The organism is Aquirufa echingensis, assembly GCF_042714525.1.
GTDB classification, from domain to species: Bacteria; Bacteroidota; Bacteroidia; order Cytophagales; family Spirosomataceae; genus Aquirufa; species Aquirufa echingensis.
On sequence record NZ_JBBKYA010000001.1, the window covers coordinates 98,251 to 123,885 of the forward strand.

The 25,635-nt window shown below is 42.2% G+C and carries 23 protein-coding genes; 12 read left to right on the plus strand and 11 right to left on the minus strand.

What is annotated here, in order from left to right:
* The first annotated feature begins 10 nt into the window (after positions 1-10).
* The 3 genes from SKC38_RS00430 to SKC38_RS00440 are packed head-to-tail and all read left to right on the plus strand — an operon-like array spanning position 11 to position 4,335.
* Positions 11-1,654: a peptidase domain-containing ABC transporter gene (locus SKC38_RS00430; RefSeq protein ID WP_377974137.1), complete on the plus strand. Its 1,644-nt coding sequence runs from the start codon at positions 11-13 to the stop codon at positions 1,652-1,654.
* A complete protein-coding gene (locus SKC38_RS00435; RefSeq protein ID WP_377974139.1) occupies positions 1,641-2,948 on the plus strand; it encodes an HlyD family secretion protein in 1,308 nt (435 codons plus the stop codon). The genes SKC38_RS00430 and SKC38_RS00435 overlap by 14 nt, the downstream gene beginning before the upstream one ends.
* Positions 2,938-4,335, plus strand: a complete 1,398-nt coding sequence (locus tag SKC38_RS00440) for a TolC family protein (protein ID WP_377974141.1) — start codon at positions 2,938-2,940, stop codon at positions 4,333-4,335. The genes SKC38_RS00435 and SKC38_RS00440 overlap by 11 nt, the downstream gene beginning before the upstream one ends.
* On the opposite strand, the gene SKC38_RS00445 is transcribed toward SKC38_RS00440, so the two are convergent.
* From SKC38_RS00445 to SKC38_RS00460, 4 genes are all read right to left on the minus strand, one after another.
* A complete protein-coding gene (locus SKC38_RS00445; RefSeq protein WP_377974143.1) occupies positions 4,324-5,085 on the minus strand; it encodes a sterol desaturase family protein in 762 nt (253 codons plus the stop codon). The two genes, SKC38_RS00440 and SKC38_RS00445, sit on opposite strands and share 12 nt — an antisense overlap.
* Positions 5,086-5,167: 82 nt before the next feature.
* Entirely contained in the window at positions 5,168-6,142 is a 975-nt protein-coding gene (locus tag SKC38_RS00450; RefSeq protein WP_377974144.1) for an amidohydrolase family protein, read from the minus strand.
* A gap of 4 nt (positions 6,143-6,146) precedes the next feature.
* Positions 6,147-7,274 (minus strand): esterase, encoded by a 1,128-nt coding sequence (locus SKC38_RS00455; RefSeq protein ID WP_377974146.1) that lies wholly within the window; start codon positions 7,272-7,274, stop codon positions 6,147-6,149.
* A gap of 5 nt (positions 7,275-7,279) precedes the next feature.
* Positions 7,280-8,347 (minus strand): bile acid:sodium symporter family protein, encoded by a 1,068-nt coding sequence (locus SKC38_RS00460; RefSeq protein WP_377974148.1) that lies wholly within the window; start codon positions 8,345-8,347, stop codon positions 7,280-7,282.
* A gap of 89 nt (positions 8,348-8,436) precedes the next feature.
* On the opposite strand from SKC38_RS00460, the gene SKC38_RS00465 reads away from it, so the two are divergent.
* Together SKC38_RS00465 and SKC38_RS00470 are read left to right on the plus strand one after the other, a co-directional pair.
* Positions 8,437-9,309, plus strand: a complete 873-nt coding sequence (locus tag SKC38_RS00465; protein ID WP_377974150.1) for an alpha/beta hydrolase — start codon at positions 8,437-8,439, stop codon at positions 9,307-9,309.
* A gap of 1 nt (position 9,310) precedes the next feature.
* On the plus strand, positions 9,311-10,081 hold the full coding sequence (locus SKC38_RS00470; RefSeq protein ID WP_377974152.1) for an SDR family NAD(P)-dependent oxidoreductase: 771 nt from the start codon (positions 9,311-9,313) through the stop codon (positions 10,079-10,081).
* Between the two features lie 28 nt (positions 10,082-10,109).
* Here the strand turns inward: SKC38_RS00470 and SKC38_RS00475 are convergent, their stop codons facing one another.
* From SKC38_RS00475 to SKC38_RS00500, 6 genes are all read right to left on the minus strand, one after another.
* Positions 10,110-11,510, minus strand: a complete 1,401-nt coding sequence (locus SKC38_RS00475) for a Gfo/Idh/MocA family protein (protein WP_377974153.1) — start codon at positions 11,508-11,510, stop codon at positions 10,110-10,112.
* 26 nt (positions 11,511-11,536) lie between these two features.
* Positions 11,537-12,451, minus strand: a complete 915-nt coding sequence (locus SKC38_RS00480) for a TolB family protein (RefSeq protein WP_377974155.1) — start codon at positions 12,449-12,451, stop codon at positions 11,537-11,539.
* Between the two features lie 195 nt (positions 12,452-12,646).
* Entirely contained in the window at positions 12,647-13,891 is a 1,245-nt protein-coding gene (locus tag SKC38_RS00485) for a hypothetical protein (protein ID WP_377974156.1), read from the minus strand.
* A 1-nt stretch (position 13,892) separates the two neighbouring features.
* Positions 13,893-14,210, minus strand: a complete 318-nt coding sequence (locus SKC38_RS00490; protein ID WP_377974158.1) for a winged helix-turn-helix domain-containing protein — start codon at positions 14,208-14,210, stop codon at positions 13,893-13,895.
* Entirely contained in the window at positions 14,188-14,811 is a 624-nt protein-coding gene (locus SKC38_RS00495; protein WP_377974159.1) for a hypothetical protein, read from the minus strand. The genes SKC38_RS00490 and SKC38_RS00495 overlap by 23 nt, the downstream gene beginning before the upstream one ends.
* 55 nt (positions 14,812-14,866) lie before the next feature.
* Entirely contained in the window at positions 14,867-15,763 is an 897-nt protein-coding gene (locus tag SKC38_RS00500; protein WP_377974161.1) for a LysR substrate-binding domain-containing protein, read from the minus strand.
* 261 nt (positions 15,764-16,024) lie between these two features.
* On the opposite strand from SKC38_RS00500, the gene katG reads away from it, so the two are divergent.
* The gene (gene katG / locus SKC38_RS00505) at positions 16,025-18,172 is read left to right on the plus strand and encodes a catalase/peroxidase HPI (RefSeq protein ID WP_377974856.1); all 2,148 of its coding nucleotides are present in this window, start codon (positions 16,025-16,027) and stop codon (positions 18,170-18,172) included.
* A 53-nt stretch (positions 18,173-18,225) separates the two neighbouring features.
* Here katG and SKC38_RS00510 read toward each other — a convergent pair whose 3' ends face one another.
* Positions 18,226-19,875: a sulfatase family protein gene (locus SKC38_RS00510; RefSeq protein ID WP_377974162.1), complete on the minus strand. Its 1,650-nt coding sequence runs from the start codon at positions 19,873-19,875 to the stop codon at positions 18,226-18,228.
* A gap of 134 nt (positions 19,876-20,009) precedes the next feature.
* On the opposite strand from SKC38_RS00510, the gene SKC38_RS00515 reads away from it, so the two are divergent.
* From SKC38_RS00515 to SKC38_RS00540, 6 genes are read left to right on the plus strand one after another with little or no spacing between them, the layout of a single operon-like run.
* Entirely contained in the window at positions 20,010-20,606 is a 597-nt protein-coding gene (locus SKC38_RS00515; protein ID WP_377974164.1) for a TetR/AcrR family transcriptional regulator, read from the plus strand.
* Between the two features lie 51 nt (positions 20,607-20,657).
* Positions 20,658-21,932, plus strand: coding sequence for a TolC family protein (locus tag SKC38_RS00520; RefSeq protein ID WP_377974166.1), 1,275 nt, complete (start codon positions 20,658-20,660; stop codon positions 21,930-21,932).
* Between the two features lie 9 nt (positions 21,933-21,941).
* Positions 21,942-22,877 carry an HlyD family secretion protein gene (locus SKC38_RS00525; RefSeq protein ID WP_377974168.1) on the plus strand — a complete coding sequence of 312 codons (936 nt, stop codon included), beginning with the start codon at positions 21,942-21,944 and terminating at the stop codon, positions 22,875-22,877.
* A gap of 6 nt (positions 22,878-22,883) precedes the next feature.
* Positions 22,884-23,810 (plus strand): ABC transporter ATP-binding protein, encoded by a 927-nt coding sequence (locus tag SKC38_RS00530; RefSeq protein WP_377974170.1) that lies wholly within the window; start codon positions 22,884-22,886, stop codon positions 23,808-23,810.
* Entirely contained in the window at positions 23,794-24,528 is a 735-nt protein-coding gene (locus tag SKC38_RS00535; RefSeq protein ID WP_377974171.1) for an ABC transporter ATP-binding protein, read from the plus strand. Before SKC38_RS00530 ends, SKC38_RS00535 begins: the two co-directional genes overlap by 17 nt.
* 8 nt (positions 24,529-24,536) lie before the next feature.
* Positions 24,537-25,634 (plus strand): ABC transporter permease, encoded by a 1,098-nt coding sequence (locus tag SKC38_RS00540; RefSeq protein WP_377974173.1) that lies wholly within the window; start codon positions 24,537-24,539, stop codon positions 25,632-25,634.
* The last annotated feature ends 1 nt before the right edge of the window (position 25,635 follow it).

Consider the following 25,635-nt stretch of genomic DNA (forward strand, 5'->3'; position numbering starts at 1 on the left):
TCGTTAAAACATGACACATTCAAATCCATTATCGCGCATTGCTTCATTGGTAAATCTGCATAAAAAGGAGGTTACATCCATTTACCTCTTCTCCATGCTCAGTGGTTTGATCAACTTAAGCCTTCCCTTAGGCGTGCAAACCATCATCGGATTGGTCATGGGCGCGACGATGGTGAGCTCCATTTATGTGCTAATTTTCTTAGTTGTTTTAGGCGTATTTTTGGTAGGCCTCCTGCAAATCAATCAAATGAAAATTATCGAGACGATACAGCAACGGATATTTGCCAACTACGCCTATGCCTTTGCGGATACGATTCCTCGTTTAGATTTAAAGCAAATGGATCATTATTTCATCCCAGAAAAAGTGAACCGTTTTTTTGATACCGTGAATATTCAGAAAGGCTTTGCCAAATTGTTGCTCGACATTCCCATCGCGAGTGTACAGATTCTCTTTGGTATTTTATTGCTTGCGTTATATCATCCTTTGTTCATCCTTTTAGGCGTTATTTTGTTCATCTTACTTGTGCTTATCTTGAGCTATACGAGCAAAAAGGGAATTAGCACGAGCATCGAAGAATCAAATTACAAATATGAAGTGGTGGGCTTTTTCAATGAAATGGCACGCACACTCAAGTCTTTCAAATTCAGCCAAGGGTCTAACCTAAACTACGAAAAAACGAATGCCCATACGCGTGGATACCTGCACGCACGCACGCAACATTTCGAAGTATTGTTGTTCCAATACAAATCGCTCATCTTCTTTAAAGTGAGTTTGACGATTTTGATGCTCACCTTGGGAACCTATTTATTGGTCCAACAACAATTAAACATAGGTGAATTCATCGCCGCTGAAATTGTCATTTTGATGGTCATCGGGGCCGTGGAAAAGCTAATCATCAGCCTGGATAGTGCATACGATGTCATTACCGGACTTGAAAAAATAGCTAGTGTTACCGAGAGCCCTACAGAGCACTCGGGCAAACTTGAATTAGACATACAAAAAGGTTTAGACATCCAGATGACCGGTTTTAGCTTTTCTTTTGATGCCGACAAAAAAGTACTTGATTCGATTTCTTTACGTATCAAGCCGGGCCAAAAAGTAAGTATTTCAGGCCCGGAAGGATCTGGAAAATCAATTCTACTACGTATGTTGACCGGCAATTACCAAGACTTTCTAGGTAGTTTCCAAATCAATCACTTCCCGATTCAAAACTATAACCTACAAAGCCTGCGTAAACATACCGGCGTGCTGTTGCATGGGCAAGAAATTTTTGGGGGAAGCCTTTGGGAAAATATTAGTCTAGGCCAAAAAGAAATCTCCCCGGCTTTTATCCTTCAAAAAGCTCAGGAACTTGGCTTTGATGATTTATTACATCATTTCCCTGAAGGTTTTGACACAATTATCGAACCGATCGGAAAGAAAACACCACAAACAATCATTCGAAAAATCCTGATTCTTCGTGCGCTTTGTGGAGACAAAAAACTCCTATTACTCGAGGAACCCTGGGCTGGTTTAAGTGAAGAAACCGCAGAAAAAATAAAAAGATACCTGATCAATCTGCCCGCGGATACGAGTGTCATTGTCGTATCGAACGACACAGATTTCAACAAATTGACAGACCAACAAATTAACATGCACCATGGAAAAATTTAATGCATTTGACCACATCTACCAAGAAGGCAAAAGCACGGCAATTAAACCTTGGCTTATTGCTTTGTTGCTCATTTCTTTGGGACTAATCTTCTTGCCTTGGACGCAGAATATCCGAAGCAAAGGTCATGTCACGAGTCTCTACCAGGAGCAAAAACCGCAAAAAATCTACAGCCCTATTGCGGGTAAAATTAGCCAATGGTGGGTGAAAGAAGGAGATACCGTGCAAGCAGGTGATACATTGGCAAAAATCACTGAAATCAAAGGCGAGTACCTCGACCCGAATTTAATTGCTCGCACGCAGGAACAACTCCAAGCGAAAAAGGAATCCATGCGTTATTACGAACAAAAAGTGACGGCCACTGATGCACAAATGGACAATTTGCGTAACGCGAAAACTTACAAGCAAGAGCAATTACGCAATAAGGTCAAGCAGCTCCAACAAAAATTAGTGGGCGAAAACGCCGAATTAGTCGCAAGCCAAAACGACTACAATTTAGCCAAAGACCAATTCGAACGAAATCAAAAAATGTTCCGGGAAGGACTCATTTCGCAGACGCAATTCCAACAACGAAACGTATCCATGCAAAACGCATTGGCAAAAAAAACAGTTGCAGAAAATAAGGTCAATCAAACCCAACAAGAGATTGCGAATGCGCAGATTGAACTAAAAGGCGTGGACCAGGAATACGGCGAAAAAATCAATAAGGCGGAAAGTGATCGTTTTCAAAGTTTGAGCCAAGTGGAAAGCAACCGTGGCGATGTGGCAAAACTTGAAAACCAAGTCACCAATTACACGATTCGTAATGGGATGTACTACATCATTGCGCCGCAAGCGGGTCAAATCATCCAAGCGCAAAAATCGGGTATCGGGGAAATCATTAAAGAAGGGGAAGATTTATTGACCATCGTTCCCGACAATAATCATGTAGCCGTAGAGATTTTTGTTCGTCCGGTAGACTTGCCGCTCGTTGCATCTGGACAGGCGGTCCGACTGATATTTGATGGATATCCTGCGATCATCTTCGCAGGAGGATGGCCTGATCAGTCCTACGGAACCTTTGCCGGAAAAGTATTAACGGTGGAAAATACGATAAATGATGCTGGGCTATTTCGGGTCATAGTTGTTGAAGACCCAAGCATTAAAAAATGGCCTAGAAGACTTCGCATTGGAGCTGGTGCCCAAGGAATTGCCTTGTTAAATGACGTTCCGCTTTGGTATGAATTGTGGCGAAATATTAATGGCTTCCCGGCAGATTATTACACAGCGAAAAAGGCTAAAAAGAATGAAAAATAAAGTCCTATTCTTATTATTTGTGTGTACGGCAAGTTTTGGCCAACAAAAAACCTTGAGCTCATCCGAGTTTTGGCAAATTGTACAGAACTACCACCCGATTGTGAAGCAAACGGTCATCGAGATTAAAAAATCCGATGCGCAATTGCTGATTTCACGCGGAGCTTTTGACCCTGTTATTCAGCATTACAGCACCCAAAAGACACTGGACGGCAAAAACTACATCGATTACCATGCACCTGCTTTATCCATACCCACATGGTATGGCATCGAATTGAATGCTGGAATCGAAAATATTCAAGGCGCGCGATTAGACCCGAGCCAAACCATGGGACAGACAAGCTACTTGGGCATTCAAATTCCTTTGGCGAAAAACCTCGTGATGGATAAGCGCAGAGCAGCCCTCCAACAAGCTAAAATTATGCAAAAAATGGCCTTGCAAGATCAGCGCAAGGAGCTCAATGCCTTGTTGCTAGAAGCTATGGAAAGCTATTTTTCTTGGCAGCGAAGCCATCAGGCCCTAATGGTTGTTGAAACGAATTACAAGAAGGCAACTGACCGACTCGCCTTTGTGAAAAAGAGTGTGGAGCTGGGTGACCGACCGGCCATCGATACCTTAGAAGCCTTGACGCAAAAACAAAGTTTTGAAAATCAGTTATATGCCAAAATACTTGAATTTAACAATGCGCGCCTAGCAGTTTCCGCATTTTTATGGTCGGCAGAAAATAACCCCGTGGACCTTCCCGAACAGGTTATCCCAGCACAAAATAACGAGGCAGGGCTGTTGGCTAACTTTGATCTTAACCTCGAAAGTCTTGTGGAAAAAGCGACGCAAAATCATCCGGAAATTAACGCTTACCGACTGAAATTGGATGCCTTGGGCATTGAGAAAAAGTTGAAATTTCAGAGCCTTTTACCCAAACTAGATGTTAGTTATAACCATCTGTCAAAAGGTGGACCATCACTTTATGGAGCATCATTTTTGGAAAACAATTACAAATATGGATTGAAATTTGAGTTACCATTGCGTCTTTCAGAGGGTCGTGGAGCTTACCAACAAGCGAAATTAAAATTAGAGGAAGAGCAGCTGAATCTTAACCAAAAATCCTTGCAAGTAGCGATTAAAGTACGAAGCTATTACAAACAATTTGAAAGCCTTAAGCAGCAGATTCGAACGCAAGAAGCTGCCGTGGCAAATTACCAATCACTTGTCAGAGCCGAGGAATCGCGGTTTGAATTGGGAGAATCTTCCTTGTTTTTGATTAACAGTCGGGAAGTAAAAGCCCTAGAAGCCGCAGAAAAATTAATCGACCTGAAAACGTATTTCTTAAAAACGACGGTGAGTTTGCAAGCTTATGCGGGTATTTTGAGCGAGACTTCAGGACTTTGATTTGACCTCCGCAAAAGCTTTGTCATAATCCGTTCGTAGGGTTCCCATCACACGATCCCAGAACAAAAGATACAAGCCGTAATTCCCCGTAAAGTATTTGTGATGTTGGTTGTGCGCCACCGCGGTATTCACCCAGCGGCCTATACGCGTTGTACTGAATCCTTTGGGATATAACTCCCATCCTAGATGTCCATAAATGTTGTAAATAATGGAAAATAGGAAGAAAATCGGTACATGTGTCACATGCATCGGTATCGAAAAGTAAAACAAAATGATAATTCCATTTTCCACTATCGCTTCCAAAGGGTGAAAGGCATAGGCAGCCCAAGGTGATGGATTCGTTGATTTGTGATGAACCAAATGAACCCACTTAAAGAGTACCGGATGGTGCATCAAGCGGTGCGCCCAATAAAAATACGTATCGTGCAGTAGAAACATGATTGGAAAAGCGAGCAAGTAATAAGCCCAACCATATTCGGCGATGTCTTTGTAAATAGTGGTATGCGGCCGAATAGCGGGATTAAAAACCACAGCTGTCACGATGGCTGCGAAAATGCACATGCTTGAAAATGAATACAGCATTTCACGCAGGTAATCTTTCGATTCTGGGAAGCGCAATTGAATTTTCTTAGCCGCGATGCGATTCCTCAAGATGAAATAGCAAATAAAAAAGGCGATGCCAGCCAAGATAAAATAGCGGCTACCTACTATGCGTAAGATTTCTAGAAATTTATCACCTGAAAAATTCATCGGCCGAAATTATACAAAATCTTCCAATTATGCTATTCTGAAAAGCAAGCACAAAAAAGGGGAGCAAGCTCCCCTTTAGATGTTATTGATATTTCGCAGGATCCAGTCGGAAGAAGCGAACTGCATTATTAAACAAGATGTCTCGTTTCTGGTCAAAAGATAAATACTGCGCATTTTCAATCACCCCAATCGACGTTTCCATCAATTTAGGCCACACCATTAAATCCGTTCCATACATGATTCTTTTGCCAAATCCTGCTTGCACTAACCGACGTAAATACATGTGGATTTCCTCTAAAGGGTATGACCAAATCATTCCCGCCAAATCCACATACACATGCGAATTCGCACCCATCAAAGCAACCATTTCATCAATCATCGGATAGCCCGCGTGCATCACCCAAACTTTTAATTTTGGGTGCTTCGCTAATAAATCTTCTAACAATAAGGGATTTCCCATCGAGGCACGATACTTAGGCGAAGTTAAATTTGCCATCCCATTTCCGCCTGTTCCCATGTGAATCGCCACAGGAATATTCAAACGCTCAGCGACCTCAAAATATTTGTCCACTTTAGGGTCACTCGGCGAAATACCTTGGTATTGTAAACCAATTTCTCCTACAACCTTGTAAAATCCAGTCTTCAGCGAATCTTCAAACGCTTGAACCGTAATGCCATCTGCCGAACTAAATCCAATCGACGGAATCACGCGATCTGGTGCTGCCGCTTTTTTCCAATTGCGAATCACAGATGGATCACCTGACGCAACAATCGTCATGTTCAAACGTTGCATCGTTTTCATCAACTCCTCTTGAAATTCTTGGTCAGATTTAGCTGCTTTTAAGGAAATTGCGCCATCGCCATTCAGGAATTTGGGCATGGGTTCATTCGGATCCGTTCCGGGCATATTACTTAGAAACCAAGGCGACATATCATTCGCCATTTGCGCATTAACCTTCATCGCATGTACGTGGACATCGATAATAGGCAAATGTTTGGTTTGGGCAGCGAGCTGAAATCCACAAGCTACTAGGCAGGCAATAAAGAGTTTTTTCATGTTTTTAATCGTTAAATAGTTTAGGTGCAAAAGTCGCTAAATCATGGCGCCAAGTTAAAAACGTATGGCCGCCATCGTACGTATTCGTTTGATAATTAATGCCAAATTGGTCAAAAATAGCATTGACCGCCAAGCCATTTTCATAGGCAATGTCGCGCTGCCCGCCCATCGAAATCCAAAATAATTTAAATTGATTAATTGCCGGATTCTTGAGTTTATCCGCATATTTTTCGACCAACATTTTCCTTTGGGCCGCAAAATATCCCGTACTCAAAGGCATAACATAGCCAAACTTCTCTGGAGCAAAAATAGCCATATTCAACGCTTGTAATCCTCCCATCGAAAGGCCCGCATACGCCGTATGATTCCGATCCGATTTGACGCGGAATTTCTCTTGAACCAGCGGCATAATTTCCGTGAACATTTGCTTGTAATAAGGATCCTCATCAATGCCCGGATTCATGAAAAATCCAGTTCCCGGATGGCCCATCGGCATCACAACAAGCATGGGTTTGCATTTACCTTCGGCTAACAAATTATCTAAAATAAAATTCGCCCGACCGGCCGTTAGCCAAGACGCATCGTTGTCTCCTCCGCCATGTTGGAGATATAAAACTGGCAATTTATCTTTCATCTTCTCATATCCTGGCGGAGTGTAGACATGGAAACGCGTCGGCTTGCCAGTCACCTTTGACTGAAACCAAACTTTTTCTACGCTTCCATGTGGTACGTCACGCAACGCACAATAAGCTGATTCGGGACCATTGATTTCGAACAAATTCGAATAGCCATTTTCACCCTCTTTCAATTGCGTATTCTTCGGATCCAACGTCTTTACGCCATCCACAACAAAATCATAAGAATAGACATCCGCTACCAACGCTTCCGACGTCGTATAGGACCAAACGCCGATGTCATTTTTGCTTAATTGTTTCGGGCCAAAGCTTGTTGAGAAATCCCCAGAAACCGTTACTTGGCTAGCTCTCGGGGCATAGATGCGGAAAACTACTTGTTTAGACGGCAATACTTCCGTCGATTTCAAGGTGTCATTCGGCGTAGGTGCCGGCCGAGAAGGTTGTGCCCATAAGGCTGCGCTGCTCAATAGGCAAGCGCCAAGAATCCAGTTTTTCATATTGTTTATTTTTTTCTTCCCCACCAATTCGCCAAAATCGAGGCAGTAATATTTTGCATCGAACCAAAAATCCCTGGCACCAATCCCATCGTGGCGATGTAACCCATTTTGGCGGCTATGCCTGAGGCTAAACCCGCATTTTGCAAGCCTACCTCAAAAGCAATCGTCCGCGAATCTTGCTCATTAATTCCCATCCATTTACTAATTCGGTAACCGAAAAAGTACCCTGCAATATTGTGTATTAAGACCAATACAATCAATAACCAGCCAATCGACATTAATGCTTGATGTCCCGCCGAAACCGTTAAGGCCACAATGAAAATGATCGAAGCCATGGACAAAATAGGCAAGAGTTCATCTAACCACTTCTGTTTCCCATAGGCATATTGATTGTACACCAAACCCGCTAATACCGGAAAAATGACAATCTCTGTAATGTGCCAAAACATGTCCCAAAAATCAATAGGGACCAATTGGTTCGCCAATATCTTCATCAATAAAGGCGTAAATAAGGGTGCGAGCAAGGTGGAGATCGCGGTGACGGTCACCGACAAAGCTAAATTCCCACCAGAAATAAATGCCATGACATTAGAGGCCATGCCACTTGGCGAACAACCCACCAGAATAATCCCCGCCGCAATTTCAGGCGGAAGGTCTGTAGACATCGCCAACAACAACCCGATTCCAGGCATGATCAAATAATGACAGAATATGCCGGCAAAGATGGGTTTGGGCGATTTGACAATCTCCACAAATCGGGTCAAATTCATGTGAATCCCCATGCCAAACATCGTTAAAACCAATAAGGGTGTAACGAGTTTCTTCAGCGGAAAGCCCTGGTAACTAACCATGTTTTCCGGAAACGTGAAGGCATATGTGGAAGCTGCGAAAATGAAAAATGTATAAGAAAACCCTTTTAATATGGCATGCCCTTGAAAGCCCAGCGCAAGCAAAGTAAAAAAGAAAATCAGTAAAATTGGGGCAAACGAAACACCTAAGATAAAGCAGATAGCGGATCCAATGCCCGCAAGCAATCCCAAGCCCAGACAGGCCTGACAAAGAAGGTGTTTCATGTTTAATAGGTTTATTTTGATAAAAATAGCGAAAATTAATTTTTGTCTCCACCTCCATCCCCTAACTTTAAAGAAATAAACCGTTTAACATGAAAAACTTTCGATTAATTGCCTTGGCATGTTGCCTAGGAGCCCTTTCCCCACTTAAAGCTGCCACGGTTGATAGTCTAGATGTACCTAGCAAAATCATGAACAAGGCCTACAAAGCCGCGGTCGTTTTGCCTGCATCCTATGCGAAATCCAAATCCGCCTTTCCTGTTCTTTATTTATTACACGGTGGCGGAGGCCACTTCAGCGATTGGTTGAAATTAACACCCGATAAATCACTTGTTCAAAATTTGGCCGACCAATACAACTTCATCGTGGTCATGCCAGAAGGGGAAACATTCGGTTGGTACATGGACAGCCCAGACCCATCCAGTCAGTTTGAATCCTACATTATCAAGGAAGTTTTACCAAAAATTGACGCCACCTACCGCACCGTAAAAAGCGAGAAAGGGCGTGTCATCACCGGCCTATCCATGGGTGGCCACGGAGCGATGTATTTATCTACACGCCATCCGGATTTATTCGGCGCGGCAGGAACCATGAGCGGTGCAATGGATATGAATTATACCAAATTCCGCGTGAATGAAACATTTGCCAAATCCTTGCAAGATCGCTTTGCGAAACTTTTTGGAACATCTGATACGTCGAACGATTTATTCGTCAAAAACTCCGTGGTGAATATGTCGGAGCAAATCAAAAAGAATGGCCATCCCATCATCATCGACTGCGGGGTAGACGATTTTCTGATTGACGTCAATCGCGAATTACACCGCCGATTGGTTTACAATGGTACGCCGCACGATTTTACGGAAAGACCCGGTGCTCACACATGGGATTACTGGCAAAACTCCTTGCCGAGCCATTTCTTATTTTTCCAAAAAGTTTTCAAAGCTAACGGTACATCCGTTCAATAATATGACTCAAACTACCCAAGTAGCGATTGTTACCGGTGCCGCGCGCGGCATCGGTTTAGCCACCGCACAATTATTTCAAAGCCACGGATATCGCGTTGCACTCGTTGATCGAGATGAATCCGAGGTAGTAAAAGCGGCTGCGGGAATCGAAAATTCGATTGCGATTGCTTGCGATATTTCGTCACCTGCCGACGTATCTCACATGATTGAAACCGTCATGAATTCCTTTGGTCGGATAGATGCACTCGTTAACAACGCAGGTGTGGCGGAGTTTAAACCGCTCGAAGAAACCGATTTTGACTGTTGGCGTAAAATCATGTCCACCAACCTAGATGGCGTATTTCTATGCACACAGGCAGCTATACCAGCCTTGAAGGAAAGCCGAGGTGCCGTTGTGAACATCGGCTCCATTTCAGCTGTTCGGGCGAGTACCTTGCGAGTAGCTTATGGCACATCCAAAGCGGCGGTGGTTCACCTGACGAAGCAATTAGCCGTTGAACTAGGTGATTATGGCATTCGTGTGAATTGTGTCTCGCCGGGTCCGGTAAAAACGCAACTGGCAGCTGCCGTTCATTCCCCTGAAATCATCACGGCCTATTACAATGGCATACCCTTAAATCGATCGGCAACGGTTGGCGATATTGCTGAAACCGTCTATTTTTTATGCTCAGAAAAAGCGGGTTATGTGACGGGCCAAATGATTGCAGTCGATGGCGGATTTGATGCTGCTGGCGTGGGACTACCGGCATTAAGGGCTAAAAGAGGGCAATAAAAAAGGCGCCCTCTCGAGCGCCTTTTTTCTATTTTAATTTCATGTTCACAGGATCCCACTGGATTATTTTCTTGCTGAAATAACTTTCGTTACAAGCCAATGCTGGCGCAGCAGCTCTAAATCCAAAAGTCGCATCTTCCACGACTTGTTTTCCCGTGCGAATCGCATCAAAGAAATTCGTAAAGTGATCCACGTGCTCATCATATCCAGGAGGCGCTTTGAAAATCACATCCTCCTTGATTGGACGCTTGCGTTGTGCCTCCGTCCATTTGGCATTGTATTCCTTCGTCATCTCATCTTGCATGCTTTTCGAGAAAGTAAATACGGAATCGTATCCACCAAAACCCGGTGCCTCCGGCATAATGCTATGCTTCACGGAAATCGTATTTCCCTTCACATCCATCACCCCTTCCGAGCCGATCAGACGAATCACTTCTTGCCCGCCCGTTCCGCTGACAAAGTTTACTTGTAAGGTTAATTGGAATGCTGGATGTTCAGGTGTGTCGGCATATTGCATAACGCCCGACATCACATCTGGCAAGTTCCGACCGTCTTTCCAATGGCTGAATTGGCCAGTTGAGAAAATCGTTTCGGGACCATTTGAGTTGGTCATAAAGTGTGTACCGCTCAATAAGTGAATGAATAAATCACCCGCAACTCCCGTTCCCACTTCTTTGAAAGCACGCCACCAAAAGAATTTTTTCGCATCAAATTCCATTTTGGCTGTAGCCTCGATGAATCGATTCCAATCACACGTTGACGCATCTGCATCCTTCGGAATGGTATACTCCCATGCCCCGATCGAGCTTTGGCGATCGTATACAGCATTCACCATGTTCAGTTTTCCGATTTCGCCGTTGGCCAACATCTCTTTAGCCTTCGCCAAACCAATGCTACTCACGCGTTGAGAACCTACTTGTAATACTTTATTGTATTTTTTTTGCGCTTGAATCACGCGATGTCCTTCGTCGATTTTATAGACCATCGGCTTTTCGCAATATACGTGCTTGCCTTTTGCGAGCGCGTCGATTGTGATGCGTGCATGCCAAACGTCATGCGTTGCGATGATGACCGCATCAATATCTGGACGATCTAGCAATTCTTTGTAATTACGTGTCGTGTACAAATCTTTGCCATAAAGTTCTTTGGCATTTTCAATGCGCCCCGTATATAAATCACAAATTCCAGCTAATTCTACGCCGGGAACTTTCAATGCTGAAGCTAAATCGAAGTGGCCTTGTACTCCAAAACCAATCACGCCTAAGCGAATTTTATCGCCTACTGAAATGGGTTTTTCGTAAAGCAAAATACGCTCTTCGGCTTTTTGCTGAGCAGCGAATGATTGAAGTGGTGCCGCTGCTGCGACCATACTCGTTGCACCAATTTGCTGCAGAAAACGTCTGCGCGATGCGGAACTGTTATTTTTCATAATAGGTTATTTTTTCAAGCACTAATTTACAAATCTTCTAATGCGTAACGCACATACGCGAACTTTTTCCCATCCGGACTCCAAGAAGGTACATTAATCGTTCCCTGACCGCCATAAAACGCCTCCGTCAAATCTTTTATTTGCTTCGTTTTTAAATCCAATAAACGCAATTTGATTTGTCGGCCAAAAGGATGCGCCTGCACCTGATCTTCCATGTAGGTAATTATTGTTGCCACTTGGTTGTTCGGCGCAATGTGGGCAAACCAATTGGAATAATGATCAAAGGTCATTTGCTCAGGCTCAGAGCCATCTGGTTTCATCCGCCAAATTTGCATCATCCCAGTGCGATATGAATTGATGTAAATGTATTTTCCATCGGGCGAATATTCCGGCCCATCATCAAGTCCATCCGTGCTCGTAAGTCGAATTTCCTCCCCTCCGTTTGTCGACATGGCATACACGTCATAATTCCCATTGCGCGCGGCGCAATACACCATGGTTTTCCCGTCGGGAGAAATCCCATGCCAATACGATGGAGTCAATGGAGTTAATTGGATCGGTGTTCCTCCATCCGAGGCAACCTTGTAAATGAACGAAGTATGCTCTTTGATTTCAGCTTTTGCGCTGGAAATAAATAAAGTCTTTCCGTCAAAACTATAGCCATGATCATTGTTGGCCTTCTGCACCTCCCCCGTATTCAGCACCCCTAATTTCTCACCCTTGGGGCTTATTTTTTCGAGTTTTCCGTAGGCATTGATCAACAAGAATTTCCCGTCGCGGGACCAGTTGGGCGCCTCAAAATGTCTTTTTTCTTCTAAGATTTTCTCGGATTTTCCGCTTGCCAAATCGTAAATGTACAAGGAACTGATGGCTTTTTTGCCCGCTGGCACTTGTGCCGAAAGCGAGCTGGCGATGAGCGCCAGGGCGAGTATTTTTTTCATGATAGGTTTAGATTGATGTAAGTTTACGCAGAAACGAAGAAGATTCCTATCCTGATGAATCCCGCTTAGCTTTCTCTCTTACCTTTGGCAATCCCCCACTTACCCTTCACTTACCTTTGGCAAACCTTGGAGGATTGCCAAAGGTAGTGCGGGATGGGCGCAAATGAACCGCTAAAACTGATAATCTATATCAACTTATTGGAAAGAAAATACGATCGGAAAAGCAAAACTCACGATGGCCGCCCACAGCGCATAATAAGGCAAAAAGCGCGTCATACTATCCTCCACATCTGCAAGTGTTTTTTGTCCGTTCAACAAGCCAAGCAATTGTCGGGTCACGAAAATCAAGTTCAATAAAACCAATACATTACTGCCCAAAACCGCCAGTCGGTTCGGCGTAATACCCATTTCCATCAAACGAAAGGCGATGGCCGACAAAGCTACGCCATTATTAATAATCGCTAAAAAGGCCAAAACAACAAGTGAAATCCTTTGGAACTGAGAGGCAGCATCTTTCGTTGACTCACTCACTGAAAACAGCAGCAATGCCATCACGCCGATCAAAATCCCATTGAAAATCAACAAAAACTCACGATCATTATATGGATCCTTTCCCGTGTAAATAAATGCCACAAGGAAAATGAGCAACATCAGCGTCACCAAAGGCGTAAAAATCCGCGCAATCACCGGGGAAATTTTGCTAACAAGTGTAGGATTTTGTTGGACCAATAATGTCGCCAACAAAGGCACAGCAGGCAAGGCAGAAAGCACCAAATAACGGAAATAAAAATCTTCGATTTTGATGCCAATCAAATTGAAAAGATTAATCGTTAAGGCGGTAAAAAGACCTCCGGCTAACATAATCACCGCACACATAACTAATAAATCCCCATGAAACCGCAGAAAATCTATGCGTTTGTCAATCTGAGATAATTGAGCCCCACAATACACATAGCCCACCAACATCCAGATCAAAATTGGCAAGTGAATACAACTTAAAATCAGGGTATCGCTCGCCGTATTTTGAGGCAAATAATTGATAAACAAAACGGAAATTACCATTAACACGAATGGCACACCTAGATCTTTCCAAGTCAATCTTTGCTTAAAAGCAAAAAAAGCAGCCAATCCAGGCATCACGATAAATGCCATGTTGCGAGGAAAATAGAAGTCATGTGAAATAGATAACAAATCAGGCAATTGCATGAAAAATGCAATACATAAAGCTACAACCCCCACAAAAATCCAATCTTTTGCCATGCCCCAGGTAATCTCCTCGGACCTATTCCGTAATCGTTCTGACCAGATTTGGGCACTGAGCTCCGACTGGATTTCAGGATAAATTTCATAAAATGCACGCTTGAAAGCGGAAGGATTTGTGCGGTATAATTGTTCCAAAGTCGCCGCCTCATGGATATATTCTTTGATTTGATTTTTCATACTACGATTGCATTTGTTTAATGAGTTTTTCCAACGAAAGTAAATGAGCCGAAAAGGCATTACGCCCTAATTCCGTGACCGTGTACTGTGTATTAGGTTTCCGACCAATAAATTGTTTTCGCACTTCCACATAACCTAATTTTTCGAGCGCTTGCATATGGCTCGCTAGGTTTCCATCGCTCAATTGCAAGGATTCCTTCAGACGCGCAAAGTCAATCTCTTCTTGCACAACCAGCAAAGACATCATGCCCAAGCGTACGCGGCTTTCAAACGCTTTATTTAGATCATCGATGAAATTAGACACGTTCGTATTTGACATAAATAATGAAACCATATAGGATATGGACCAACCCAAAACCTAGCGCCCAAATCAATAACCCATAAGACAAAAAGCCCGCGGCCAATAGCCCAAGACCTGTAAAAATTAGACCAACCGTATAAACGGCGTTTAATGTAAACTTACTAGCACTAAGCAAACCCAACCCATAAAACAAGAGTGTAACAGGAGCTGCGAGGGCCACCAAACCTAATTGAATCAAAAGCATAGAAAAGATACCCCCAACAAACACCGGGATAAGTAAATTAAACGCGAATCGCTTGGCAGATCCATCCCAAGTATTTTTTCCCGATTGGCGCGCATTTCGCCTGGCCATGTAAAATCCAATTCCCATGCATACGGCTAAAAGGCCAATAAAAATGTAGCTAATTTGTATCTGATTGGAGCTGTGCCAAATTCGATCCAGCGCCTCCGCTTCAAAGGGACTAATTCCCGTTCGTAGATAAACGAAGTAAAGGCTCAATAAGGATAAAATACCCGCAATCATACCCGATAGACCACTTATCGACTTAAATCGGGTAGCCTGATCCATCATATTCCGCATCTCTTGGATGGCGGCCAACTGTTCTTCGTGATTTTTCATATTAAAAAGTACTTTGTATTGCAAAGCTAAATATAAAAACCAATAAAACAAGTTGCTAGCTCAAATGGCGTTGGACAATTTCCGTAATTTCCGTTTGTAAGCGGCGAATAATATTCCATTTGGCATACGGCCTGTAATAGCAGATACTCACTTCGCGACTTAAAGTACCATCCTCAAGAGCCAACAAATGTCGTTTTCTCTCTTCATTCAACTGACTTACATACAAGGCCGGTAACAAGGTCATCCCTTGAAAGGTATCCACTAAATTCAAGAGTGTATCAAAGGTGTTTGATTCGACCGACAGATTACTTGGTAGAGATTTATTCTTTTTCAGGTCACAGAGTTGGATAATTTGATCCCGCAAACAGTGTCCTTCCTGCAATAAAAAAAATCGTTGCTGGCTTAAAGCCGCCTTACTTATTTTTGTTCCCACAGCAGCCAAGTGCCCATACAAGCGTAGATCTTCCGCATACAACAGCTCCGTCTCCAAATCCGTAGCCGCAATGGGCGTACTCAAAATTCCGACATCCAATTTTCCCTCCCGCAAATCTTTAACTAATTGATTCGTCGTTACCTCATGAATCTCCAAATTTAAAAGTGGATACTTTTCCACCAAGAACTTCATGATCAAGGGTAAAATCGAACTTGCAATCGTAGGAATAATCCCCATTTTAACTCGCCCCTCAATTTTCTGATTAATTGCCTTAGACGAAGCAAGCAGCGCATTGGCATGCGCCACAACCTGTTGGGCCTGTACCAAAATTTCCCGCCCATTCTCCGTCGTAGCAATCGGATTAGCCTTGCGATCAAAAATCACGATATCCAGCTGCTCCTCCAACTTCTTCACCATCGCACTCAAGGTTGCCTGCGTAACATGGCAATAATCAGCTGCCTTACTGAAACTTTTAAATTGGTCAACAGCCAAAATGTACTCCAATTGGTGAATATTCATATCTATAGATTTTATCTATGCCAAATATAGAAAATTTCAGTTTTCTCTATTCGAATGCTTCACCTAATTTCGAGACCAAATCGGAATAAAATCAACACGATCATGAAAAAACTACTTATCCTTTGCGGCTTGTTAGCTTCCACGGTTACCATCGCTCAAGATTATGCAAATCCACATGGTGGAGGGGCAAACCCACATGCAGCCAATCCACACGCAGCGGGCGGTGCAAACCCACACGCAGGAATTAACCCACATACGGGTATGAAGCCATCAGCAACGACCAACAAAGACTGGTGGCCAAATCAATTGAACATAGGCATGCTTCGCCAAAATTCAGAAAAGTCAAACCCGATGGGTCCCGACTTCAACTACATCAAAGCATTTAAAAGTCTTGACTACTTTGCCTTGAAAAAAGACATCGCAGCAGTCTTGACTAAATCACAAGATTGGTGGCCTGCCGACTTTGGTAATTATGGTCCCCTATTTATTCGCATGGCGTGGCACAGCGCAGGTACCTATCGTACAGGTGACGGACGTGGAGGTTCGCGCGCGGGCCAACAGCGTTTTTCGCCATTAAATTCTTGGCCAGATAATACCAACTTAGATAAGGCACGTCGTTTACTTTGGCCTATCAAACAAAAATATGGCGATAAGATTTCTTGGGCCGACTTGATGGTCTTAACGGGAAACGTTTCTTTAGAACAAATGGGCTTTAAAACATTTGGTTTTGCGGGTGGACGTACCGACGTATGGGAGCCAGAAGCAAACGTATATTGGGGCTCTGAGAAGAAATGGTTAGACGATAAAAACCGTTATTCAGAGGGTCGCAAATTAGAGAATCCACTAGCCGCTGTGCAAATGGGCTTGATCTACGTGAACCCAGAAGGACCGAATGGCGTACCAGATCCTGTGGCATCTGCAAAAGATATCCGCGAGACCTTTGGTCGGATGGGTATGAATGATGAGGAAACTGTTGCCCTAATCGCAGGTGGTCACACGTTTGGTAAAACACATGGTGCTGGTCCCGCAACAAATGTAGGTCCAGATCCAGAAGCAGCAGGCATCGAAGAGCAAGGTTTGGGATGGAAGAGCACCTACAAATCAGGAAAAGGAAAGGACGCGATTACTTCGGGTTTAGAAGTTACTTGGACGTCGACTCCGACGCAATGGGGCATCGGTTACTTGCATTTACTATTCAACAATGAGTGGTCGCTGGAGAAAAGCCCAGCAGGTGCAAACCAATGGGTTGCGAAAAGCAGCGCAAACATCATCCCAGATGCATTTGACAAAAATACCTTCCACAAACCAACGATGTTGACAACGGATATCGCCTTGCGCATGGATCCAGCATACGAGAAAATCTCGCGCAATTTCTTAGAAAATCCAGAAGTTTACGCGAAGGCATTTGCCAAAGCTTGGTTCAAACTAACGCACCGCGACATGGGTCCAAGCTCAACCTATTTAGGACCAGAGGTACCTAAGGAGCAATTGATTTGGCAAGATCCCATTCCTGCCTTGAACCATGAAGTAATTAACGCAGCAGATATTGCGGCCTTGAAAATGAAATTGTTGAACTCCGGTTTATCGATCAGCGAATTAGTGAGCACGGCATGGGCTTCAGCTTCAACTTATCGTCATTCAGATCGCCGTGGTGGCGCAAACGGAGCGCGCGTTCGCTTATTGCCACAACGTAATTGGGAGGTAAATAATCCGAAGCAATTGGAAAAGGTCTTAGCAGTTTTGGAAAAAATCAAGAAAGAATTCAATGCAAAATCAGGCAAGAAAAAAGTATCCATCGCGGATTTAATCGTGTTGGGCGGTTCTGCCGCAGTTGAAAAAGCCGCAGCCAATGCCGGTGTGAAAACAACGGTTCCATTTATCCCAGGCCGCATGGACGCCTCACAAGAGCAAACTGATATCGCGTCAATTGGCTTATTAGAACCGATGGCTGATGGTTTCCGCAATTACTTGAAAACACAATACACGATTTCGACGGAAGAATTATTCGTAGACAAGGCACAATTGTTAACATTAACAGCGCCAGAGATGACCGTATTAACAGGCGGTATGCGTGCGTTGAACACGAATTACAACGGCTCGAAGCACGGGATTTTCACAACTAAGAAAGATGCCCTGACTAATGACTTCTTCGTGAACTTATTGGAAATGGGAACAACTTGGAAGCCAGCAAACGCAACGAAAGAAGAGTTCGTAGGAACAGATGAGAAAACAGGTGCGGTACGCGCAACCGCGACACGTGCCGACCTAATCTTCGGTTCAAATTCTGAGCTTCGTGCCTTAGCTGAAGTCTATGCAACTAAAGACGCACAAACAAAATTTGTAAATGATTTCGTGAAAGCATGGACAAAGGTGATGAACCTAGACCGCTTTGACGTGACTTTTAAATAAGTTGATTAGTAAGGTTTGAGTTAAAAGCCGATTCCTATTGGGAGTCGGCTTTTTTATTTCCTTTTCGCCTTCATCTCTGCCGCCTTCGCTTTGGGAACACCAAACACTTTTCCATCAGCAGCATCATTCAAAAACCTATCGATGTAGCCATTGCTAATCGTGCTATTGTCCTTGTATTTTACGCGCAAAGCCTCCAATTGTCGATGCAAGGTTTTGCGAATGGAAGCATACGCTGGATCATTATAGACATTTTTCAATTCCAACGGATCCTTTTCGCGGTCGATAAGCTCCCAGGTATCCGCTGAGAAATAATAATGAATCAATTTATATTTCTTCGTCACAATGGCATAATGGCGGTTCACCATGTGTTCCGCTGGATATTCATAATAGTGGTAATAAACCGCATCGCGTGACCAAGCTTTGCCCGTCATCAACGGAATCAAACTTTGCCCTTGCATGTCTTTGGGTGCCGGAATGCCCGCTGCATCCAAAAAAGTTTGCGCAAAATCGAGGTTTTGAACCAAGGCATCTGATTTTTGCCCGGGCTTAATGTGCTTTGGCCAAGAAACCATCAACGGCGTTTTGAACGACTCATCGTAAATAAAACGTTTGTCAAACCAACCGTGCTCACCCAGGTAAAAACCCTGATCAGAAGTATAAACGATAATTGTGTTTTCCATTAATTTGTTGGCTTCCAAATAGTCCAACAAGCGACCCACATTTTCATCCACGGCGCGAATCGTTCCCAAATAATCTTGCATGTAGCGCTGAAACTTCCAGCGCATTTTATCTTGTTCCGTCATGCTCGGATAGGCCTTTTTAAACTCCGCATTGATGCGATCGTAAACCCGCTCAAAATTCGCTTTTTGACTTGGATTCAAGCGCCCCATTTCCGCAGCAAAACGTCGCTTATCAAAACCAATTTCCGGAATCTTCAAGGAGTCCATGGTCGCAGGATATACTTTGTTGTCGCCGGCCCAACTCATGCTCGTCAGGATATTCATTTCCGCTTCTTTGGCAGGTGCCGTCCGACCGGAATAATCGTCAAAAAGCGTCTTTGGTTCCGGGTAATTTTTCTGCGTCATTTCATCCAAATGCCGCTCGGCCATCAGCCACGAACGATGCGGCGCCTTGTGCAAATACATGAGCATAAAAGGCTTGTTGGCCGACCGCTCCTGCTTCAACCAATCCAGCGTCATATCCGTAATGATATCGGTCACATAGCCATTGACCTTAATATTTCCCTCCTTTTTTGTAATGAAATCCGGGTTGTAATAATTGCCTTGATCTGGCAAGATTTTAAACTGATCAAATCCCTTGGGACTATTCCCAAAATGCAGTTTCCCAAACATGGCCGTTTGATAGCCATTCGCCTTTAAAATCTGCGGAAAGGTGATGTTGGTCGTATCAAATGGAAAATGATTATCCACCTTCCCATTTAGATGTGAATGTTTGCCTGTTAGGATTGTCGCCCGGCTCGGTGCACAGATGGAATTTGTTACTGAAGCATTGGTAAACAAAATCCCATTTTTGGCAATCCGATCGATATTCGGGGTGGAAATAAGCCTTTTGTCATATGCCGAAATCGCCTGGTAGGCATGGTCGTCCGACATGATGAAAATGATGTTCGGGCGCTTATTCGTTTGTGAAAACACAGGTGAAAGGCTTGCGCAAACAAGCAGAATAGGCAAAAGGAATTTCATGGCAATAGGTTTAATTAAATCCAAATTACATAAAATATTTTATTCTGAAGCGTGCTTACAATTAGCAAAAACAAATTAGGAATTTTGCTAATTGAAAAATTTTTCTGACATTTGCGTCAAACGCTATCGTCAGCATGGAAAGCCCAGAAGAAGAAATCTTAGTATCAGCCTTTCAGGTCTTTGTTGAAAAAGGCTTTGAAAACGCAACGATGCAAGAAATTGCTGAGCGAGCTGGCATTAAGCGTACGGTCTTAAACTACTATTTCAGATCTAAAAAACTGCTTTACCATCAAATAGCTAAAACATTAATGCGGCAGGCACTACCGCAGATGTTAAAAATTTTAAATAGCGACCTCCCTTTTGAGGAAAAAATAGCCTTTTTCGTTAATAACTACATTGAATTAGGATTGAAAAACCCATTTATGCCTCTATTCATAATCAACGAATTGAATAGCCTGGGGATAAAATTTGTTGAAAATTTATTGGATGGTGATAAACCTACCATTGAACCATTTCTCTTACAAGTGGAAACGGAAATTAAAGCGGGAAGAATAACTCCTATTGAACCCATTCAATTATTTATGCATATCATTTCTCTTTGTGCATTCCCTGTATTAGCCAAACCAATGATCATGCTTGTGGCACAGAAAAATGAAAAAGAATTTAAACAATTATTAGAAATGCGGAAAACAGAAGTTACCCGCCTAATCATACGAAGCTTAAAACCCTAAAAAAATTTACCTTAATTCTGACATAAGTGTCAGACGCAAAAGTCAAAAAAAATGAAAATAATAATTTGCACACTTTGGGCTATTCTACTATTTGGAAAACCCCTATTAGGTCAAAATATGACGCTTGCTATTTGTTTAGAAGCAGCCCAAAAATCAGCCACAAGCACTAAACAGAAAGAAATTGAACAAGAGCTTGCTCGTCTAAACGCACAGATCATTCAAACGGGATGGTTGCCTCAAATAGCATTCAACGGACAAACAACTTACCAATCAGATGTTACTGGATTAGGAATTGAGATTCCAAATCTTCGAATGACGCCTATTAATAAAGATCAATACAAAACTTTTGTGGATGTAAATCAACTAATCTATGATGGAGGTGCAAGTAAAATCCGAAACATGCTCCAAGAAATTAGCTCCAATAATGCGCAAAACCGAATACAAATAGCGAATCGAAACCTCTTACTTGAAACGCAAAAAATGTTTTTCAGCGCATTATTAGCACAAGAAAATCACCTCATTTGGGAAACTGCAAAAGAAGAAATCATCGCTAGAAAAACAACCTTGGAGTCGGGGCTTCGATTTGGTGCACGTACAAAAAATCAACTCGATATTCTAGATGTAGAATTACTAAAAATCGAACAACAAATCACAGATATAAGTGCTGCTAAAAATATTGCTGTTGACATGCTAAACTTATTGACTGGGCTGAATCTGAACAAGCAAACGACATTTCAAATCCCCCAGGATATCCAATCAATTTCACCACTTTCGTTTGACACATTTGAAATGAAAGTTCTTCAAAATCAACAAAACATAGTCTCCGCCAACCAAGAACTAAATCAATCAAAACTTCGTCCTAAAGCCATTGTTTTTGGGCAAGGAGGATATGGTAACCCGGCATTAAATATGTTGAGAAACGAATTCCAATCGTATTATTTACTAGGTATACGCTTGAATTGGGATATTTCATCCTTTTACACGAAAAACATAAACCAAAAAAGTGAACAACTACAAAAGGAATTAATTAATCAACAGAAGATTGATTTGGAGCGCCAAATATCCATGCAACACACTAAAATGTCAGAGGAAGTCAAACGCTTTGAAACACTAATTCAACAGGATCGCGGGATGATTACGCTTCGAGAACGAATTAGTAAAACCGCAGCATCCGAATTAGACATGGGGACAATAACTGCGACTCAATTCGTATCAGAAAAAAATGCTGAAAAATTAGTTAAACAAGCTTACCTATTACACACCATTCAAAAACTAGCCTTCCTTCAAGATGCTATTTTATTATTTGGCCCAAATTCAAATTTATAATACATAACCATGAAATCGACTACCTACTTATCCTTTTTACTATGTGCAATTGTTTTTGCCTGTACCCAACAAAAAGAAGCAGATGCTTATGGCAATTTTGAAGCGACAGAAACGATCGTTTCCGCAGAAGCGAATGGAAAAATTAAATCATTCCTAATTTCTGAAGGAGATATCATTCAAGCGGGCACACGCGTAGCAGAGATTGACCCAGCCATATTAGCCCAACAAAAAACCATTATTGAAGCGAATATTCGCACCGTCAAAAGTAAAGCCCCGGCTATAAGGGCTCAATTAACCGTTTTAGAAAATCAAATAGCTAGTACCGAGAGTCAGCGAAAAACCTATTTATACGAATTAAATCGAATAACAAATTTACAAGCAAATGGTGCAGCAACGGTCAAGCAAGTGGATGACATTCAAGCCCAAATCACGCAAATTGATAAGCAAATCTTGACACAAAACAGCCAGCTCAAAGCGCAAGAAATTGCGTTAAAAAGTCAAACTCAAACAATCAATAATGAAGCAAATGGGTTGAAAGAACAAGTCAACCAAATTCAAATTCAATTGAATCAAGCCAAAGTCTTAAATCCTATCCAAGGAACAGTAACAGCCAAATTTGTGGAAGTAAATGAAATAGTCTCCTATGGAAAACCGCTTTATAAAATCGCAGATTTATCAAATTTGATTTTACGTGCTTATTTTTCTGGCGACCAACTAAGTAAAATTAAATTGAATCAACTTGTCAAGGTTCGGATAGATGCAGCGGATGGTCAATATAAAAATTATTCAGGAAAGATTATTTGGATTAGCCCAAAGTCAGAATTCACCCCAAAAATTATTCAAACGAAACAAGATCGAGTGAATTTTGTCTACGCCGTTAAAATTAAGGTTTTAAACGATGGAGGAATAAAAATGGGGATGCCTGCAGAAGTCGTTTTAAACTAAAACCTATTGGAAAAGTACGCTATACATATTGAATCGCTCACGAAGCGATATGATGAGGTTCTTGCTTTGGATCAAGTCAGTCTTCATGTGGAAGAGGGTGAATTATTTGGTTTAATTGGACCTGACGGAGCCGGGAAAACGACCTTAATTAAGATTTTAGTCACACTTATCGGCGCAGACGATGGTAAGGCTAGCATCTTGGGAATGGATACCCGCCAAGCAAAAAAATCAATTCGGGAAATTGTCGGATATATGCCTGGGCGATTTTCATTATATCCAGATCTAAGCGTGGAAGAGAATCTATCATTTTTTGCCCGAGCATTTGATACGACAATCACAGAAAATTATAGCTTAATCGAATCTATATATGACCAACTTAAGCCGTTTAAAGATCGAAAAGCAGGAGCACTTTCAGGGGGGATGAAACAAAAACTAGCCTTATGCTGTGCACTTATTCATCGGCCTAAAATTCTTTTGCTTGATGAGCCCACAACGGGTGTAGATGCTGTTTCCAGAAAAGAATTTTGGCAAATGCTGCGCGAAATTAAATCACAGGGAATCACCATTTTAGTATCAACACCCTATATGGACGAGGCAAATCTTTGTGACCGCATCGCGTTTCTACAAGGAGGAAAAATCCTGTCTATTGATTCGCCCAAAAACATAACTGATCAATTTCCTTGGCAACTCTTTGCGATTAAAAGTCAGCAGAAATATGCATTAATAGAATGGCTAAGAGCATGGGAAAAGGTAAGCTATTGCTATGCTTTTGGCGAATACTTACATGTGGCCTTTGAAGACAACACAATTCAAGCAAAAGCTTTGAATAACTATTTGGGAACTGGGTCAATTTCAGCCAGCGAAATTACGGTTATTTCTCCTACGATCGAAGACACCTTTATATACTTGATGGAACATGGAACCCGTTGTTAAAGTAGAAAATTTATCGAAAAAATTTGGGGAGTTTATTGCTACGAATGCCATCAGCTTCGAAGTAAATAAAGGCGAAATATTTGGGTTCCTTGGAGCCAATGGCGCTGGAAAAACCACAGCCATGCGTATGCTAAGTGGCCTTTTAACTCCTTCATCTGGACAGGCATTTGTCGCTGGCTTTGATGTAGCCACACAAGCAGAACTTGTCAAAAAAAATATTGGGTACATGAGTCAAAAATTCTCCCTTTACGAGGATTTGACCATCCAAGAAAATATTGAATTCTATGGTGGGATATATGGATTAAGCCGACAAGAAATTAAGGATCGATCTAAGGGCATCGTTGACAAGTTTCAGTTAGCATCTGTCAAGAACAAATTAGTCAAAACCATTCCATTGGGATGGAAACAGAAATTAGCTTTCGCTTTAGCACTTATCCACAAGCCCAAAGTGGTTTTCTTGGATGAACCCACAGGAGGTGTCGACCCCATCACGCGTCGCCAATTTTGGGACTTAATTTATGAAGCGGCAAATGATGGTGTGACTATTTTTATAACAACACACTACATGGATGAAGCCGAATATTGTGACCGCGTTTCCATTATGGTCGATGGACTTATTAAAGCATTAGGAACACCAAGCGAACTGAAAAAATCATTTGATGTGGATAGTATGGATGCCGTTTTTCAACTTCTTGCCCGCGGAACGGCAAACAAATAATACAATCGATGAAGAAATTTTATGCCTTCGTACAAAAAGAGTTTTATCATATCTTTCGCGATACGCGTACGATGATGATCCTGTTTGCTTTACCTGTCGCTTTAGTCATCATTTTCGGCTATGCGCTGAATAACGATTATAAAAACATTCCCATTGGCGTTCTCAATCAATCAAAAGATCAAACTTCTGAAAAACTTATAAATCGTATCATTGGTTCGGGGTATTTTGTCGTAGAAAAATCCTTGGAAAAACCACAAGACATCCCCAGCGCATTTAAATTAGGCAAAATCAAACTCGTTCTTTACTTCCCCGCTCATTTTCAAAAAGAATTATACCATTCAAAAAAAGCGCAGGTCCAATTAATCGCTGATGCAAGTGACATCAATACAGCCATTAACACAACAAGTTATTTGTCGGGGATAATAAATGAATTTAATGCCGAGAACGCCCGCGAAATAAATGGTGGAATCCAAATAAGCACGCGAATGATTTTTAACCAACGACTTCTATCAGTCTATTTATTCATTCCCGGAGTTATCGCTTTAATTCTGCTAATTATTTCAGCTCTCCTTACCTCAGTTACCCTTGCGCGAGAAAAAGAAATGGGGACGTTAGAATTATTATCTATTTCGCCTATTAGTCCCTACATGATTATTATAGGAAAGGTAATCCCCTATTTGATTCTCTCCTTATTGAATAGTTTTGTCATCATTCTACTGGGAATTTTCATTTTCGGTTTACCCATGACGGGGTCTATTTCATTACTTATAATGGCTTGCTTCGTTTATACTGTCGCTTCATTATCGCTAGGCATATTAATTTCTACACGTGTAGAAACCCAGCAAGCTGCAATGTTTGCAAGTTTAGTTACCCTAATGATGCCTACGATGCTACTATCGGGATTTATTTTTCCCATTGAAAGCCTACCCTTGCCATTGCAAGTTATTTCCAACATCATACCCGCTACACACTTTATTGTACTCATAAAAAGTATCATGATCAAAGGGGCTGGCATTACAGTTATTTGGAAACCTTTTATTATTTTAATTGGGATGACTAGTCTCTTCCTTTTTGTTAGTATTCAGAGTTTGAAACGTAATAACTAAT